Origin of the sequence: Gordonia alkaliphila, assembly GCF_039542465.1 — a bacterium.
GTDB classification, from domain to species: domain Bacteria; phylum Actinomycetota; class Actinomycetes; order Mycobacteriales; family Mycobacteriaceae; genus Gordonia; species Gordonia alkaliphila.
The window spans coordinates 170,570-187,137 of the sequence record NZ_BAABIE010000001.1 but is presented as its reverse complement, the minus strand read 5'-3'; the positions used below and the strand labels follow the sequence as shown (position 1 = coordinate 187,137).

The 16,568-nt window shown below is 69.5% G+C and carries 16 protein-coding genes; 9 read left to right on the top strand and 7 right to left on the bottom strand.

Translation table 11 applies throughout. From position 1 onward, the window contains the following. The 3 genes from ABD989_RS00870 (at window position 1) to ABD989_RS00860 (ending at window position 3,615) form a co-directional block, all read left to right on the top strand. Window positions 1-987, top strand: a complete 987-nt coding sequence (locus ABD989_RS00870; RefSeq protein ID WP_345312092.1) for an acyl-CoA dehydrogenase family protein — start codon at window positions 1-3, stop codon at window positions 985-987. Continuing rightward, window positions 987-2,042 (top strand): acyl-CoA dehydrogenase family protein, encoded by a 1,056-nt coding sequence (locus tag ABD989_RS00865; protein ID WP_345312091.1) that lies wholly within the window; start codon window positions 987-989, stop codon window positions 2,040-2,042. The genes ABD989_RS00870 and ABD989_RS00865 overlap by 1 nt, the downstream gene beginning before the upstream one ends. A gap of 124 nt (window positions 2,043-2,166) precedes the next feature. Further along, a complete protein-coding gene (locus tag ABD989_RS00860; RefSeq protein WP_345312090.1) occupies window positions 2,167-3,615 on the top strand; it encodes a wax ester/triacylglycerol synthase domain-containing protein in 1,449 nt (482 codons plus the stop codon). Here the strand turns inward: ABD989_RS00860 and ABD989_RS00855 are convergent, their stop codons facing one another. The 7 genes from ABD989_RS00855 to hsaA all read right to left on the bottom strand — a co-directional run bounded on the left by ABD989_RS00855 (window position 3,616) and on the right by hsaA (window position 10,723). Beyond that, on the bottom strand, window positions 3,616-4,851 hold the full coding sequence (locus tag ABD989_RS00855; RefSeq protein ID WP_345312089.1) for an Nramp family divalent metal transporter: 1,236 nt from the start codon (window positions 4,849-4,851) through the stop codon (window positions 3,616-3,618). It lies immediately after the preceding gene. A 63-nt stretch (window positions 4,852-4,914) separates the two neighbouring features. Beyond that, window positions 4,915-6,051, bottom strand: coding sequence for a sulfotransferase family protein (locus ABD989_RS00850; protein WP_345312088.1), 1,137 nt, complete (start codon window positions 6,049-6,051; stop codon window positions 4,915-4,917). Then, window positions 6,044-6,859 carry an SDR family oxidoreductase gene (locus ABD989_RS00845; RefSeq protein WP_246993952.1) on the bottom strand — a complete coding sequence of 272 codons (816 nt, stop codon included), beginning with the start codon at window positions 6,857-6,859 and terminating at the stop codon, window positions 6,044-6,046. Before ABD989_RS00845 ends, ABD989_RS00850 begins: the two co-directional genes overlap by 8 nt. Beyond that, window positions 6,856-8,037 (bottom strand): hypothetical protein, encoded by a 1,182-nt coding sequence (locus ABD989_RS00840; protein WP_345312087.1) that lies wholly within the window; start codon window positions 8,035-8,037, stop codon window positions 6,856-6,858. Before ABD989_RS00840 ends, ABD989_RS00845 begins: the two co-directional genes overlap by 4 nt. Beyond that, window positions 8,028-8,603, bottom strand: a complete 576-nt coding sequence (gene hsaB / locus ABD989_RS00835; RefSeq protein WP_345312086.1) for a 3-hydroxy-9,10-secoandrosta-1,3,5(10)-triene-9,17-dione monooxygenase reductase subunit — start codon at window positions 8,601-8,603, stop codon at window positions 8,028-8,030. The genes ABD989_RS00840 and hsaB overlap by 10 nt, the downstream gene beginning before the upstream one ends. A 6-nt stretch (window positions 8,604-8,609) precedes the next feature. Further along, complete coding sequence (hsaC, locus tag ABD989_RS00830; RefSeq protein ID WP_246993949.1) at window positions 8,610-9,530, bottom strand: iron-dependent extradiol dioxygenase HsaC; 921 nt, start codon at window positions 9,528-9,530, stop codon at window positions 8,610-8,612. Between the two features lie 8 nt (window positions 9,531-9,538). After that, window positions 9,539-10,723, bottom strand: coding sequence for a 3-hydroxy-9,10-secoandrosta-1,3,5(10)-triene-9,17-dione monooxygenase oxygenase subunit (gene hsaA, locus ABD989_RS00825; RefSeq protein WP_246993947.1), 1,185 nt, complete (start codon window positions 10,721-10,723; stop codon window positions 9,539-9,541). Window positions 10,724-10,845: 122 nt separating this feature from the next. On the opposite strand from hsaA, the gene ABD989_RS00820 reads away from it, so the two are divergent. The 6 genes from ABD989_RS00820 (at window position 10,846) to ABD989_RS00795 (ending at window position 16,559) form a co-directional block, all read left to right on the top strand. Further along, a complete protein-coding gene (locus ABD989_RS00820; RefSeq protein WP_345312085.1) occupies window positions 10,846-12,024 on the top strand; it encodes a 3-ketosteroid-9-alpha-monooxygenase, oxygenase component in 1,179 nt (392 codons plus the stop codon). Then, window positions 12,024-12,395 (top strand): hypothetical protein, encoded by a 372-nt coding sequence (locus ABD989_RS00815; RefSeq protein ID WP_345312084.1) that lies wholly within the window; start codon window positions 12,024-12,026, stop codon window positions 12,393-12,395. Before ABD989_RS00820 ends, ABD989_RS00815 begins: the two co-directional genes overlap by 1 nt. A gap of 120 nt (window positions 12,396-12,515) precedes the next feature. After that, window positions 12,516-13,292, top strand: coding sequence for a VOC family protein (locus tag ABD989_RS00810; protein WP_345312083.1), 777 nt, complete (start codon window positions 12,516-12,518; stop codon window positions 13,290-13,292). 223 nt (window positions 13,293-13,515) lie between these two features. Further along, the gene (gene kstD, locus ABD989_RS00805) at window positions 13,516-15,228 is read left to right on the top strand and encodes a 3-oxosteroid 1-dehydrogenase (protein WP_345312082.1); all 1,713 of its coding nucleotides are present in this window, start codon (window positions 13,516-13,518) and stop codon (window positions 15,226-15,228) included. A gap of 3 nt (window positions 15,229-15,231) precedes the next feature. Then, the gene (locus ABD989_RS00800) at window positions 15,232-16,095 is read left to right on the top strand and encodes a MaoC/PaaZ C-terminal domain-containing protein (RefSeq protein ID WP_246993937.1); all 864 of its coding nucleotides are present in this window, start codon (window positions 15,232-15,234) and stop codon (window positions 16,093-16,095) included. Window positions 16,096-16,130: 35 nt separating this feature from the next. Then, a complete protein-coding gene (locus ABD989_RS00795; protein WP_345312081.1) occupies window positions 16,131-16,559 on the top strand; it encodes a DUF6918 family protein in 429 nt (142 codons plus the stop codon). Window positions 16,560-16,568 lie beyond the last annotated feature (9 nt).

The window sequence follows — 16,568 nt, the reverse complement described above, 5'->3', positions numbered from 1 at the left end:
GTGGACTTCCTTCTCGATTCAATGCACACCGACCTCGCGTCGACCGTCGAGGCCGTGACCGCCCGCGCGGGCGGCATCGCCGTGGCGCGCGCCTGGTCCGAGGGCGATCGTGAGCCCGGCCTGACCGTGTACCGCCAGCTCGCCGAGAGCGGCATCACCGGCCTGCTGGTCGACGATGCGCTCGGCGGCAGCGGCGCGGGCGCCGTCGAAATGGTGGTGGCCCTCGAACAGCTCGGCCGCGTGGCACTGCCCGGGCCCGTCGCCGAGACCCTCGCCGTGGCGCCCGCCCTGCTGGGCGGCGCCGCCGCGAACGACGACCTGGCGCCGCTGCTCGCCGGTGACGCCCTGGCCTCGGTCGCGTGCGCTCCGGTCACTCCGCGGGCCGCCGACGCCGAGGGCGCCGCCGTCTACCTAGTGACCGACGACGGCCTGTTCCGCGGCGTCGCCGACGGCGCACAGGCCACCGTTGATCCGGCCCGGACCGTGTCCGCGGTGAGCGCCGGTGATCGACTCGCCGGCCTCGACGCCACGGCCGCCGTCGACCTGGGTGCGCTGGCCACCTCCGCGCTGTCGCTCGGCCTAGCCGCGGCCATGCTGGAGCTGGCCGCCGACTACGCCAAGTCGCGCAACCAGTTCGGCCGCGCGATCGGCTCGTTCCAGGCGGTGAAGCACCACCTCGCCGACGTCGCGATCGCCGTCGAGATGGCTCGCCCGCTGGTGTGGGGCGCCGCCGTGGGTCTGGACGGCTTCGGCCAGGACACCGCCGACGTCTCCCGGGACGTCTCGGCCGCCAAGGTCGCCACCGCGGAAGCCGCCGACGTCGCGGCCCGTCGGGCACTGCAGGTACTCGGCGCCATCGGCTACACCGCCGAGCACGACTTCTCGCTGTACCTGACCAAGGCCCGCGCCCTCCGCTCCGCGTGGGGCACCCCGGCCTGGCACCGGCAGCGCGTGCTGGATTCCCTGCGCACCGAGCAGGCCCGCTGATGGACGAGCTGAACGCCCTCATCGACGCCGTCCGCGACGTCTGCCGCCGTGGCGGCGGCCCCGCCGCCGTCCGCACCGCGATCACCGCGCAGGGCCGGTACGACGCAGAGCTGTGGGAGACGCTGGCCACCCAGATCGGCGTGGCGGCCCTCGCCGTTCCGGAGCGGTACGACGGCGCCGACGCCACCGTGCGCGAGAGCGCCGCGGTGCTGACCGTCCTCGGCGAGACCCTATCCCCGGTGCCGATGTTCTCCTCCGCGGTCCTGGCCACCGGTGCCCTGCTGATCTCCGGTGACGAGGACGCGAGCGCCCGCCTGCTCCCGGGTCTCGCCGCCGGTGAGAGGACCGCCGCCCTGTGCTGGGCCGGTCCGGCCGGGTGGGACACCCCCGGCGTGCACGCCGAGGCCGGACTGCTCACCGGCACCGCCGAATATGTGATCGACGGCGAGACCGCGGACACCTTCCTGGTGCTGGCCGGTCCGGACACGGTAACCCTGCACGAGGTCGCCGCCTCCGCGCCGGGCGTCACCGTGACCCCGCTGCCGGTCCTGGACCCGACCCGCCCGCTCGCTCGGGTGAGCTTCGACCAGACCCCGTCGCAGATGGTGCCCGCACCCGAGGACTTCGTCGACAGCCTGCGCACCCTGGCGTGGGCCCTGCTGTCGGCCGAACAGGTCGGCGGCGCGGCCCGCGCGCTGGAACTCACCGTGGAGCACACCACCTCGCGGAAGCAGTTCGGTCGCGAGCTGGCCGGCTTCCAGGCCCTCAAGCACGCCATGGCCGACATGTACATGCTGGTGGAGACCATGCGGTCGATGTCGGCCGCCGCGGTCGACGCCGTCGCGTCGGGCGCGGAGAACGCGGCCGAACTGGCCGCCGCCGCCCACGTCTACTGCTCGGAGGGCTACGTCGCGGTGACCGGCGAAGCCATCCAGCTGCACGGCGGCATCGGTATCACCGCCGAGCACGACATCGGCCTGTTCTTCAAGCGCGCGCAGGCCGACGCCCAGTTCTTCGGTGCACCGCACCGCGCCGCGGGCCTCATCACGCTGTAGACCGTCGCCGCCCGCGTCGAAGTCCCCCTCCGATCGTACGAATCTGCGTCGATCCGAGGGGGACTTCATCACCTCTGGACCGATACCGCGGACACCGCTGTGCCGCTCCACCAGAATCGGGGGAATGACCTCCCGAGGACCGTCGCCCCGAGACCAGCGGCCCAGAGACCAGCGGATGGGCGCCTTCGACGCCGTCATGTACGGCATCGAGGGCGACCCGCTGTTGCGCACGGGGATCGTGGCCTTCATCGCGCTCGACGGATCGCCTGACCCCGCCCAGGTCTCCGCCCGCGTCGAGCGACTCACCCGAATCTTTCCGCGGCTGCGCGAGCGCGCGGTGGGCAACCCGATCTCCCCCGCCCCGCCGCGGTGGGAGATAGACCCGAACTTCGATCCCAGCTATCACGTCCGGTGGCGACGACTGCCCGACGACGACGCCACGATGCAGGACGCACTCGACTACGCGGCTCGCGTCAGCGAGTCCGACTTCGATCATTCGCGGCCGCTCTGGGAGATCGCCATCGTCACGGGTCTGGTCGACGGCCGGGCCGCGGTGGTCTTCAAGATCCATCATTCGGTGGCCGACGGTATGGGCGGTCTCGCGATGAGCGCCGCCCTGTTCGACCTCGCCGCCGAGCCCGGCGACCTCGGCCCGCTGCCGGATGCGCCGGATCCGGAGGAGCCCTCCGACCTGCTGGCGCGTTTCGTGCACGCCACCCGGTTCGAGCTCGACGCGGTGGAGGAAGTGGTGGTCGGCGGCGCCAAGTTCGCGCTCCGCACGGCACGCGACCTGCTGACCAGCCCGCTGGACACCACGGTGGCCGCGGGCCGCACCGCCCTCTCGGCGGCGGCCATGCTGGCCCCGCAGGGCGCACCCAAATCGCGGTGGATGGCCGACCGGTCGCTCACCTGCACGTTCACCCTGATCGAGGTGCCGCTGGCCGAGCTGAAAGCGGCGGCACACCGGGCCGAGGTGACGCTCAACGTCGTCTTCATGGCGGCCGTCGCCGACGCCGTCGGCACCTACCATCGCAGGCACGGCCACGACCTCCCCGAGCTCCGCGTGAACATGCCGGTGAATCAGCGTCGTCCCGGCGACGAGCCGACGAGCAACCACTGGGCGCCGGCCCGCTTCCTGGTGCCCGCCGGCGACGAGCACCCGGCGCCCGATCGACTGACCCGACTGCAGCGCCTCCTCGAGGAGGCCCGGACCGATCCCGCACTGGGCCTGTCCGACATGCTCTACAAGGCCCTCGCGCTACTGCCCGACCCGATCACCGAGCGCCTGGCCGGCGGACTGATGAAGGGCGTGGACGTCGCCGCCACCAATGTGCCGGGCCCGCCGGTGCCGGTGTACCTGTGCGGCGCCAAGGTCGACGTCCTGGTGCCGTTCGCGCCGAAGTCGGGGGCGGCGATCAACGTCGCCCTCCTCACCTACGACGACGCGGCCTTCGTCGGCATCAACTCCGACCCCGCGGCGGTGGAGGACCCCGCCGAGTTCACCGCCTGCCTCGCCGAAGCCTTCGCGGCCCTGACGGCCGAGCCCGGGCTGCGCGGCGTTCGCGCGCACTGATCAGGTGTCGCCGACGAACATCAGCACCAGCAGGGTGATGTTCAAGGCCACCACCAGCGCGACGGCCGCCGCCGAGGCCAGTCGCAGTGCGCGGCCGTCGGCGAACTCGCCCATCCGGCTACGGTCGGCGGTGAAGCGGCGCAGCGGGATCAGGGCGAACGGGATGCCGAAGCTCAGCACCGCCTGGGACACGATGAGCGCCCATGTCGGATCCACGCCGACCGCGAGGATCACGACGGCGGGTACCAGGGTCGCCGAGCGCCGCACCACCATCGGGATGCGGATGTTCAGCAACCCCTCCATGATCATGCCGCCCGCGTAGGAGCCCACCGACGTCGACGCGATGCCCGAGGCGAGCAGGCCGATCGCGAACAGCGCCGCGACCACCGGGCCCAGCGCGGACCCGACCGCCGCGTGCGCGCCCTCGATGGTGTCGGTGCCCTCCTTGCCCATCAGGCTGGTCGCGGCCAGCACGAGCAGTGCGATGTTGACAGTGCCGGCGATGACCAGGGCCACCACCACGTCGATCCGCGTCACCCGCAGGAGCCGGGCGATGCGGCCCGGATCCTCGCTGCGGCCGTGGCGATCGATCACCAGCCCCGAGTGCAGATAGATGGCGTGCGGCATCACGGTGGCGCCCAGCATGGACGCGGCCAGCAGCACGGTCTCGCCGCCGTCCAGGCGCGGGATCATGCCGTTCAGCAGCCCACCGACGTCCGGCGGATTCACCGCCAGTCCGCTGAGGAAGCCGACCACGATGATGCACAGCAGGCCGATCACCACGGTCTCGAACCGCTGCTGCCGCTGCCGGTCGGCCAGGGTGAGCACCAGCATGGAGACCACGCCGACGATGAGGCCGCCGATCCACAGCGGCAGACCGAACAGCAGCTTCAGGGCGATCGCGCCACCGACCACTTCGGCGAGGTCGGTCGCGGCCGCCACCACCTCGGCCTGGCCCCAGTAGGCCAGCCGCGCGCGACGCCCGCGCAACGACGTCGCCACCGTCTGCGGCAGCGTCCGGCCGGTCACCACGCCGAGTTTGGCCGACTGGTACTGGATCAGCACGGCGATGACGTTGGCCACCACCAGCACCCACACCAGCAGGTACCCGTACTTGGCGCCGGCGGTGAGGTTGGCCGCCACATTGCCCGGATCCACATAGGCGATCGCCGCCACGAAGGCCGGCCCGAGCAGCATCGCCCGCGGCGCCCGCGGCTTCTTCGTCGTTTCCAGCACCGAGCCAGGCTAACCCCGAAACAGAGTTTCGGTCAACCGAACTTTTTGCGGACGGCGTCGAAACTAGGCGAAGGCGGCGCGCACCTGGTCCACGGTGAGCCCGTAGTCGTCGAGCGAGTAGCGGTGCTGCGGTCGGCGATCGCCGGACTTGGACTCCTCGTCGAGCGCCGTCATCGCCGCGCGGGCCGCCTCGCTCGGCGCGGTGCCGAGGGCGGCGTAGACCTGATCGACGACGCCCCGCGGGTCCGCCCGCAGGTCGTCGAACGCGACGTCGACGAATTGCGCCGCGGGATAGCGCGCACGAGCCGCGGAGAACTCGCGCAGGCCGCGCGACCACAGCTCGAGCTGCGCCTGCCCGATGGCCGCGCCGGTGAACACCGTTGAATAACCCTCGGTGGCGTGCTCGGCGAGGCTGCACATCGACGCGATGATGGTCTCCGGCTCACGGTGCGTCTGCACCACGATCGCATCCGGATACACCGCCATCAGTGCGTCCAGCGCGAACAGGTGGCTCGGGTTCTTGAGCACCCAGCGCTTGTCCTGATCGTGGAGGCCGATCAGCTGCAGGTTGGCCTTGTGGCGCGCGTAGGCGGGCGTCCAGTCCTGGTCGGCCAGCCACGCCGAGTACGTCGGGAGAGCGGCGAGCGACTCGTACGAGATCGACTGCAGTGACTGCCGCAGCAACTGCCAGCACTCCTCCACTTCGCCGGCACTCATGTAGTGCAGGCCCATGAACTCGGGATTCTCGACGTGATGCTGGGACAGTCCGGCGTCGATCTGCGCGAAGACGGGGTTGGTGGCCCAGGTGTCGCGCGGCGGGCGCGGCTGCGGGAACTCGGTCAGCCACATCTGGAGCCCCTGGTGGGCCGGGTCGGCGGCGAGTAGCCGGTGCAGCGCGGTGGTGCCGGTGCGCGGCAGGCCGGTGACGAAGATCGGCCGCTCGATCGGCACCTGGGCGTAGCCCGGGTTCGCCTTCCATCCGGCCTCGCTGAGCAGCCGCGCGATGAGCGCGCCCTTGAGGAAGTAGCGGAACATCTTACTGCCGCGTTCGGTGAGCGCGGCGTCGTTCGCGTACGACTCCAGCAGCACCGTCAGGCCTTCGAGGTAACCGTCGTCGCCGAAGTCGTCGAGGCCCACGGTGCGCGCGGCCGAGGCGTGCAGGTCCTCGACGGTGCCGACCAGGGTGCGCGGCTCAGGCATGGTATTCCCCGCAGTTCACGTCGAGGGTCTGCCCGGTCACCGAGCGGGCCAGGTCCGAGGCGAGGAAGACGATCACGTCGGCGATCTCGTCGGGTTCGGGCAGCCGCTTCAGGTCGCTGCGCGAGGCGGTCTGCTCGTAGACCTGCTCGACGGTGATGCCGTACTTCTTCGCGATCTCGCCGAAGTACCACTTGAGCTGGTCGTCCCAGATGTACCCGGGCGCCACGCTGTTGATCCGGATGCCCTGCTCGCCCAGTTCGGTGGCGAGCGACTGCGACATCGCCAGCAACGCCGATTTGGCGATCTTGTAGCTGCCGTAGCGCGGCTCGCTGTGCCGGATCACCATCGAACTCAGGTTGACGATGGCCCCGTCCGACTCCGCGAGCGCGGGCGTGAAGGCCTTGATCACCCGCAGCGTGCCCAGCACCGTCAGGTCCAGGCTGTCGGAGATCTGCCCGAAGTCGGTGCGCCCCAAGGCTTTCATCGACGGCACCGAGAAGGCGTTGTTCACCAGCACGTCGACCCGCCCGAACTCGGCCAGCACGCGTTCGGCGAGGGCATCGACGGCGTCGTGGTCGGTGATGTCGGTGGGCACCACCAGGGCGCGACGGCCCAGCGCGGTGACCTCGGCGGCCACCGACTCGAGTCGTTCGCGGGTGCGGGCGGCCACCACCACGTCCGCCCCGGCCGCGGCGGCGCGCAGGCAGATGGCCCGGCCCAGGCCGGGACCGACGCCGGACACCACCACCACTCGATCGGCCAGCAGGCCCGTGCCGTGCATCGAAGTCTGGGGTGTCTGGGTCGTCATCCGAGCATTCTCTCCGCAAAGCCGCGGCGCCGGGCGGTGATCCGCTCGGCCCAACCGTCGGCGTCGATCCGATTGTGGTCGTAGTACGGCAGCAGTCCGGGCACCTGCGCGAGGTCGACCACCTCGCAGGTGGGCCCCAGGCTCCCGTCGATCGGCGCATCGCTGCGCTGCCAACGGAACTGGAGGATGCCGCGCCGTCGCCCGGTGGTCTCCACCCAGTTGGTCACGCCCGGATCCCGATGGGCGATCACCATGCGGATCATCCCGTCCGGATCATGTTGCGCCTGCACCGTATTGAGGCTCGTCTGGTGGTGCACGTAGTCGAGCGAGATGTACCAGAGGCTGCCGAGCTGGAAGCCCTGGTACGGACTGTCCGAGACCGGCACCGTGATGAGCATGGCCTGATCCGGCGCCAGGTCGTAGTGCCCCACCGACGAGAACTGGGTGCTCAGGCCGCCGGGCGTGGGCCGCGGCACGGTCAGCGTGTTGACCGGCTCGTCGAGGTAGAACCACTTCGGGAAGTTGAACCAGGTGTGGATGCGCGACGTCAGCAGCTTGGCCGCGGTCGCGTACTGGCGTGCCGCGCGCGCACTGTCGAGCGGCCGAGCCGGTTCGTCACGGGTGTCCAGGCGTTCGACGGTGACGCTGCCCTTGTGCTCAGCGATCCAGTCGCCGTAGACCTCGCGGATCGCGAGCATGGAGGCGCCGTCGCCCAGCACGAAGTAGTTCGACGGCGCGTCGTCGATCGGCGGCCCGAAGGTGAGTTCGTACGAGCCGTCGTCGGCGATGGTCAGCCGGCGGTCGTCGAAGGCGTCGTCCCCGCCGGGGACTTCGCTGGGGGTGTAATCGCCGCGGAGCACCTGAAAGCTCAGGTCCACGGTGGTTCCCCGGATGCCGCGGATCCGGTAGGTGCCTTCGGGCACCACATCCGCGTGGTAGTAAAGGGTGTCCGGATTGTCCAGGCCCATCTTGGTGTACGGGCCGGTGGACGTGTGCAGCACCGGATGCACTTTGTCGTGCGTGCGGGACTGTTGCAGGACGGCCGCGATACTGCCGGCCAGGTAGTCGTAGCCTTCGGCCAGATCGGCGTCGGAGTCGATGAACTCCGCCGCGGCGATCTGACGCTCCGCTGCGGCGATGGCATCGCGCAGCGGAGCAGTCACATCGTCTAGAGCCATTCGTCGCCGCCGGACCACGTGATCAGGTCGTCGAGCTGATTCGAGGCCGGGGTGACCCGCGGGTGTTCGGTCGACAGGTAACCGCCGCGGTAGAACAGCAGCGGCTTGTCCTGCAGGACCTCACCGAGGGTCTGTGCCCGTCCGACGACGATGTAGTGATCGCCGCCGTCGAGCACGTTCTCCACGGTGCACTCCACCCAGGTCAGGCTGTGCCGGATCACCGGCAGCCCGAGCGGAGACGGGTCCCAGTCGACCCCGGCGAACTTGTTGTCGCCGGGAGCGCCGAACTTCGCACTCACGTCCTGCTGACGGTGGGCGAGGACGTTCACGCAGAACGACCCCCGCGCCTCCATCGCAGGCCAGGTCCGCGACGTCTTCTGCGGGCAGAAGATCACCAGCGGCGGATCCAGCGAGAGCGCGGTGAACGACTGGCAGGCGAAGCCCACCGGCCGGTCATCGTCGCCCATCGAGGTGATGATGGTGATTCCGGAGCAGAACTGCCCCAGGGCGGTGCGGAACTGCCGGGTGTCGAACTCCTGCGTGCCGTACGGCGAGAGCGGCGCCATGGCGACTCAGCCCTTGAATCCGACGCTGAAGTCGTGACCCCACAGGCTCACGGCCGTCGACTCCCGGGCGACCCAGTCGTCGTCGTCCACTTGCCTTCCCTCGCAACCGAATTCCACGTCGAACCCGCCGGGGGTCTTCATGTAGAAGCTCAGCATGAGGTCGTTCACGTGGCGACCGAGGGTGGCCGACATGGGCACCTTCTTCCGCAGCGCACGGTCGTGCGCCAGACCGACGTCGTCGGTCTCCTCTACCTCGACCATGAGGTGCACGATGCCGGTGCCGTTGGAGAACGGCGAGAAGGCCAGCGAGTGGTGCCGCGGGTTGCACCCGAAGAACCGCAGCCAGGCCGGCTCGTCGCCCTCGGCGCGGCCGACCACCTGCGGCGGCAGCCGCATGGAGTCGCGCAGGCGGAAGCCGAGCACATCCCGGTAGAAGGTGAGCGCCGCGGCGTCGTCGTTGCTGCTGAGCACCACGTGGCCCAGACCCTGCTCGCCGGTCACGAACTTGTGACCGTACGGGCTGACGACGCGACGGTGCTGCAGTGCGACGCCGTGGAAGGCCTCCAGGGCGTTTCCGTCCGGGTCGGCGAAGACGATCAGACCGTCGACGGCCCGCTCGCGCTTCTCCTCCGGAGTGCCCTCGCGGAACTCCACGCCGCCGGCCGTGAGCCGGTCCCGAACCTCTTGCAGCCCAGCCGCATTCGCGCACTCCCAGCCGGAGACGGCCAGGTGATCGCGATCGGAGGGGACGATCACCAGACGTGCCGGGAAATCGTCCATCCGCAGGTACAGCGCACCGGGGACGGTCCCCTTGCCCTCCACCATGCCGAGAACCTTCAGACCGTATTCACGCCACGCGTCCATGTCGGTGGCGTCGATCCGCATGTATCCGAGGGAACGGATGGGACCCAGATCCTGCTCGCTCATTCTTCTCCTTAGACCATCGTGTCGCCGATGGGCAGCCCGAACTCACCGTTGCCGAAGGCCACGTAGGCCCGCTCGGGATCGTTGGCTGCGTGCACGCGGCCGGCGTGCGCGTCGCGCCAGAAGCGCTGGATCGGGGTGCCGTTCTCCAGCGCGTGGGCGCCGGAGTTCTCGAAGAGACGATCGATGGCCGAGATGGCCCGGCCGGTGGCGCGGACCTGGTCGCGGCGAGCGGCCAGACGCACGTCCATCGGCACCTCTTCGCCGGCGCAGATCAGGTCGTATTCGGCCTGCAGGTTGCCCGACAGCTGGCGCCATGCGGCGTCGATGTCGCTGGCGGCCTCGGCGATGCGAACCTTGGCGAACGGGTCGTCCTTGGACTGCTCGCCGGCGTAGGCCGCGCGCACGCGCTTGCCCTGGTGCTCGACGTGGGCCTCGTAGGCGCCGTAGGCCATGCCGACGATCGGGGTCGAGATGGTGCTGGGATGGATGGTGCCCCACGGCATCTTGTAGACCGGAGCGGTGTTGCGCTCCAGGCCGGGCGCCTCGCCGGTGCTCATCGTGCGGAAGCTGAGCATGCGGTGACGCGGGACGAAGACGTCCTTGACGTCGATGGTGTTCGAGCCGGTGCCGCGCAGGCCGACGACGTTCCAGACGTCGCGGATGGTGTAGTCCTCGCGCGGGATCAGGAAGCTGACGAAGTCGACCGGCTTGCCGTCCTTGAACACCGGACCACCGACGACCGCCCAGTCGGCGATGTCGCAGCCGGAGGACCAGGCCCACGAACCGTTGACCTTGTAGCCGCCTTCGACGACCTCGCCGGCGCCCATCGGGGCGTACGACGACGAGATGCGGGTGTTGGGGTCGGAGCCCCAGACGTCTTCCTGGGCCTGCTGATCGAACAGCGCGAGGTGCCAGTTGTGGATGCCGATGATGCCCGCCACCCAGCCGGTGGAACCGCAGGCGGTGCCGATGCGGCGGACCGCCTCGTAGAAGGTCACCGGGTCGACCTGGTAGCCGCCCCACTGCTCGGGCTGCATCAGCTTGAAGAAGCCGGCGTCGACCAGCATCTCGACCACTTCGTCGGGGATGCGTCGCGCATCCTCCGTCGCCTGGGCGCGCTGCGCGAGCTCCGGCAGCAGTGCGTTGATATTCTCCAGTACTTGCTGTCCGGCTTCGCTTCGCTGTGCTGCCATGACCGCTCCAATCTCGTTGCTACTTGGGTCTTCGACTCCAATATTAGAACACGTTCTCATTCTGTTTTGAAACGTGTTCTAATATTGGGTCAGCAAGAGCTGTTAAAGGAAGGCGACCTGCGATGACGACGAACGATACCGCAGTACGAGAAATTGACACCGGCACTCCGCCGAGCCGTTTTGCCCGCGGTTGGCACTGCATCGGCCTGGTGGACGAGTACACCGACGGCAAGCCCCACTCCCTGGAGATCTTCGGCACCAAGCTGGTGGTCTGGGCGGACACCAAGGGCGAGGTGAAGGCACTCGACGCCTTCTGCCGCCACATGGGCGCCGACCTCGGCCAGGGCAAGGTCCGCGGCGACAACATCGCCTGCCCGTTCCACGGGTGGCAGTGGAACGGCAAGGGCCGCTGCGCCGGCGTGCCGTACGCCAAGCGCAACCCGAAGCTGGCCAAGACCCGCACCTGGCCCACGATGCAGCGCAACGGCCAGGTCTTCATCTACAACGATCCGGAGGGCAACCCGCCGCCGGAGCAGGTGATCATCCCCGAGCTCGAGGAGTTCGGCACCGATCAGTGGACCGAGTGGACCTGGAACAAGCTGGTCATCGAGGGCTCCAATTGCCGCGAGATCATCGACAACGTGGTCGACATGGCGCACTTCTTCTACGTGCACTACGCCCTGCCGGACTACTTCAAGAACGTCTTCGAGGGCGAGACCGCGGCGCAGTACATGAACAGCCACGGCCGCCCCGACATCGCGATCTCGTCGGCCTACGGTGACACCCGGCTGGAATCGATCGCCGCGTACTATGGCCCCTCGTACATGCTGAACCCGATGGTGCAGTACTACGGCGGCTACGCGGTCGAGACCATCCTCACCAACTGCCACTACCCGATCGACGAGAACTCCTTCGTCCTCATGTTCGGCGTCATGGCCAAGATCCCCGAGGGCCTCACCCCCGAGCAGGCCGACAAGATGGCCAAGAAGATCTCCGGCGGCATCGAGGTGGGCTTCCTGCAGGACGTCGAGATCTGGAAGCACAAGACCCGCATCGACAACCCGCTGCTGGTGGAAGAGGACGGCCCGGTCTACCAGCTGCGTCGCTGGTACGAGCAGTTCTACGTCGACGTCGACGACATCACCGACGAGATGACCGACCGCTTCGAGTACGAGATCGACACCGCCAAGGCGCTGGAGAACTGGAACATCGAGGTGCAGGAGAACCTGCGCATCCAGGCCGAAGAGAAGGCCGCCGAGGAAGCAGCGGCGGCGCAGCAGCCCGAGAACACGTCGGTCTGATGTCGACGGTCAGCGGAACGGGCTGGGCGAAGGCTCCGGATTACACCGATGATCCGGAGCGCCTGGCCGCGATCGCGGCAGCCACCGCGCGGGATCGGAAGCACTACCTGCGCGGCGGCATGTCGCCGATCGAATGCCGCACCTGCCACGCGAACGTGCTGGTCAAGAAGACCAGTCCGCACCACACGAGCGTGCAGTGGAACGACGACGCGCTCGCGGCCTGCCACGAGATCTCCGCGATCCGCGCCGAGGGCGGCAACGCAGCACTGCTGCCGACCTGCCCGCGGCTGTCGGCATCGATCGAACACGGCGTCGCCGAGGGGCTGGTGCCCCGCGAGTCGCCCGAGGTCGATCCGGACGGCTACTGGTGAGCCCCGCGAAGTGACAACAACGACGACGCGCCCGAACCGGGCGCGTCGTCGTTGCTTTCGGGGCCGGGTTTTCGGGCCCGAACGGTTCCGCTCGTCGGTACCGCGGAGCAGAATCGACGCATGACCGAATACTCCGCCCCGCTGGGCGCTCCCGTCTGGTTCGACCTCGTCAGTTCCGACCCCGCCCGCGCCGCGGAGTTCTACGGCGCCCTCTTCGGCTGGGAGGCCGAAGAGCCCAACGCCGAATTCGCCGGCTACCAGAACTTCACCCTCGGCGGTCGACGGGTCGCGGGCATGCATCCGCACATGGCCGAGGCCGGCGGGCCGTCGGACATCTGGTCCATCTACCTGCGGACCGACGACGCCTTCGCCACCCAGGCGAAGCTGGTCGAGAACGGCGGCACCGAGGTGTTCCCGCCGATGCCCGTCGGCGACCTGGGCACCATGGCCTACGGGATCGACCCGGCCGGCGCGATGATCGGCTACTGGCAGTCGGCCGCGCACACCGGCTTCGCCGAGTGGGGCGTGCACGGTGCGCCGTACTGGTTCGAGTGCCTGAGCCTGCATCAGCCCGCCGCCACCGCGTTCTACGAGGTGGTCTTCGGCGCGCGGCCCGAACTGGTGCCCGGCGCGCCCGGCAACTACACGCAGCTCTTCTACGGCGACACCGCGTACGCGGCGCTGATGGACGCGACCGGCATGCTGCCCGCCGACGTCCCGTCGCACTGGCGGGTGTACATCACCGTCGACGACGTCGCCGCGACCGTCGCCAAGGCCGTCGAACTCGGCGGAGCCTGCGCGATGGAGCCGGAGACCACCCCCTGGGGCACCCTCGCCACCATCACCGACCCGCTCGGCGCGATGATCTGCCTCGGCCACCCGCCCGCCGACATGTAACCCCCACCCCGCGCCACCCGCCCCTCCCCCGTGTCGCGACCCCCTCGCCGAGTCGATCCCGGAGCCCGCGCGGCGACCCGTGAACAGGGTCGCGAAGTGCGGGGGACGGGCGGTCCGGGCGCACCCCGGCTACCCCTGGAACGTGTTCTCGTTTACTCTCTCTACTGAAACGTGTTCTAGTTCTTCAGTGGCGGCGCTTCCGCCGCTCCCAGGAGGGAAACCGATGGCGCAAGCAGCTATTCCCAGCGAAACCGTCGACGTCGTAGTGGTCGGCGCCGGTGGTGCCGGCCTCGCGGCCGCGCTCACCGCGGCCACCAAGGGCCTCGAGACGGCCCTCATCGAGAAGTCGCCCTACTGGGGCGGCTCCACCTCCCGTTCCGGCGGCGGTGTGTGGATCCCGAACAACTCGGTGCTGCGTCGCGACGGCGTGACCGACACCGTCGAGGAAGCACGCAAGTACGTGCACTCGATCATCGGTCCGCACGCGCCCGCCGAGAACATCGACACCTACATCGACCGCGGCCCCGAGGCGCTGGACTACCTGATGTCCAAGTCGCCGCTGGAGCTCGAATGGGTCAAGGGCTACTCGGACTACTACCCGGAGGCCCCCGGCGGCCGCGTCGGCGGCCGTTCGGTGGAGCCGAAGCCGTTCGACGCCCGTCGCCTGGGCGACGACCTGGCCACCCTGCACCCGCAGTACACCAAGGCGCCGCTGAACATGGTGGTCCTGCAGAGCGACTACAAGTGGATGAACGTCGGCATGCGCCACTGGCGCGGCATCGCCAAGATGGCCAAGGTCGCCGGCCGCTTCACCTGGGCCAAGTCGCGCAACAAGAAGATGATCGCCATGGGCGCGGCGCTGGCCGCCGAACTGCTGATCGGCTGCCGCCAGGCCGGCGTCGACATCCGCCTGAGCACGCCGATGACCGACCTGATCATCGAAGACGGCAAGGTGGTGGGCGTCAAGGCCACCCGCGACGACCAGCCGATCGAGATCCGCGCACGCTACGGCGTGATCCTGGGCAGCGGCGGCTTCGAGCACAACGGCGAGATGCGCGCCGAGTACCAGCGCGCGCCGATCGGCACCGAGTGGACCACCGGTGCGCCGTCGAACACCGGTGACGGCATCGTCGCCGGTATGAAGGCCGGCGCCGGCGTCGCGATGATGGACGACGCCTGGTGGGGTCCCACCATCCCGCTGCCCAAGGGCCCGTGGTTCGCACTGTCCGAGCGCAACGTGCCGGGCACCTTCATGGTGAACGAGCGCGGCGAGCGCTTCATGAACGAGTCGCTCCCCTACGTCGAGGCCGCGCACCAGATGTACGGCGGCGACTTCGGTCAGGGCGAGGGCCCGGGCAAGAACATCCCGGCGTGGATGATCATGGATCAGCGCTGCCGCAACCGCTACCTCTTCGCCGGCATCCCGGCCCGCCAGCCGCTGCCGAAGAGCTGGCTCAAGTCCGGCGTCGTGGTCAAGGCGAACACCATCGCCGAGCTGGCCGAGCAGACCGGACTGCCGGTCGACGCGCTGCTGGCCACCACCGAGCGCTTCAACGGCTTCGCCCGCACCGGTGACGACACCGACTTCCACCGCGGCAAGAGCGGCTACGACAACTACTACGGCGACCCGACCAACAAGCCGAACCCGAACCTCGGCGTGGTCGACAAGGCCCCGTTCTACGCCATCAAGATGGTCCCCGGCGACCTCGGCACCAAGGGCGGCATCACCACCGACGCCACCGGTCGCGCACTGCGCGCCGACGGCAGCGTGATCGACGGCCTCTACGCCTCGGGCAACACCAGCGCCCCGGTGATGGGTCACACCTACGCCGGCCCCGGCGCCACCATCGGCCCGGCCATGGTCTTCGGTTACCTCGCCGCCCTCGACGCCGCCGCCAAGGCCAAGTCGACCACCGACCAGCCCGCAGGAGTCTGAGCCATGCCGATCGATCCCACTGTCGCCGTCGGCGCCGACCTCGGCGCGACGACCTTCTCCTGGACCCCGCGCGAGGTGGCGCTGTACAACCTCGCCGTCGGCGCCGCCCACGATCCGATGGATCCGACCGGGCTGCAGTACATCGACGACGCCGCGCCCAAGACGCTGCCGACGTTCGCCACGGTCGCGGCCACCTTCCTGGCCACCGAGGCCCCGAAGGTGTCGTTCCCGGGCGTCGACATCGACCTCGCGAAGGTGGTGCACGGCAGCCAGGAGGTGACCGTGCACCGGCCGCTGCCGGCGTCCGGCACCGCCACCACCCGCACCCGCATCGCCGAGGTGCAGGACAAGGGTTCGGCCGCCGTCATCATCCAGGAGTCGGAGACGGTCGACGAGGCCGGCAATCCGCTGTGGACCGCACGCAGTTCGATCTTCGCCAAGGGCGAGGGCGGCTTCGGCGGCGAGCGCGGATCGTCGACCCGCCTCGCGCTGCCCGACCGCGCTCCCGACCACGAACTGCTGGCACCGACGCTGCCGCAGCAGGCCCTGCTGTACCGCCTATGCGGTGACCGCAATCCACTGCACTCCGATCCGGCGTTCGCCGCGGGCGCGGGTTTCCCGCGGCCGATCCTGCACGGTCTGTGCACTTTCGGCACCGTCTGCCGCACGTTGGTCGACGAAGTGCTGGGCGGGGACACCACCGCGGTGGCCGGCTACGGCGCGAGCTTCGCGGGGGTCGTCTTCCCCGGCGAGACGCTCAAGATCCGCGCCTGGGAAGATGAGGACCGACTGCTGGTGACCGCGGTCGTCGCCGAGCGCGACGACGCGCCCGCCCTGGGCAACGTGGTCCTGACCCGCAGTCACTGATCCGTTCCGCGTTCTTTTCAGAAAGAGGCTGCCCCATGGCGACTTCCCTTGCTCCCCTGCTCACTCAGCGCGACGCGCTGGCCGTCGATCTGGCGGAGGTGATCGAGCAGCAGGTGAAGGCGCAGTCCGGGCTGTCCGGGACCGCGGTGAAGGCGGCCTACGCCGCGGCGAACAAGTTCAAGCCGGGAGTCGTGGTCAAGGCCACCTCGTCGATGCTGCCGGACTTCCTGGACGGCCTTGCGCCGCTGTGGGATTCGCGTCCGGCAGGCACCTCGTTCGGCGCCCACCTGGCCGCCAACGAGGACCCGGCAACCGAAGCGCTGCTCGCGGTGACCGATCGCCAGGCCGAGAGCGCGCCGAAGCCGTTGGCCAAGGCCTACGCGAGCCTGCGCGGCAAGGCCAAGGTCTACGTGGCCGAGGCACTGGTGCCGGTCGGCGACGTCATCGAGCGTTACGCCGCCTGAGCGACGGGT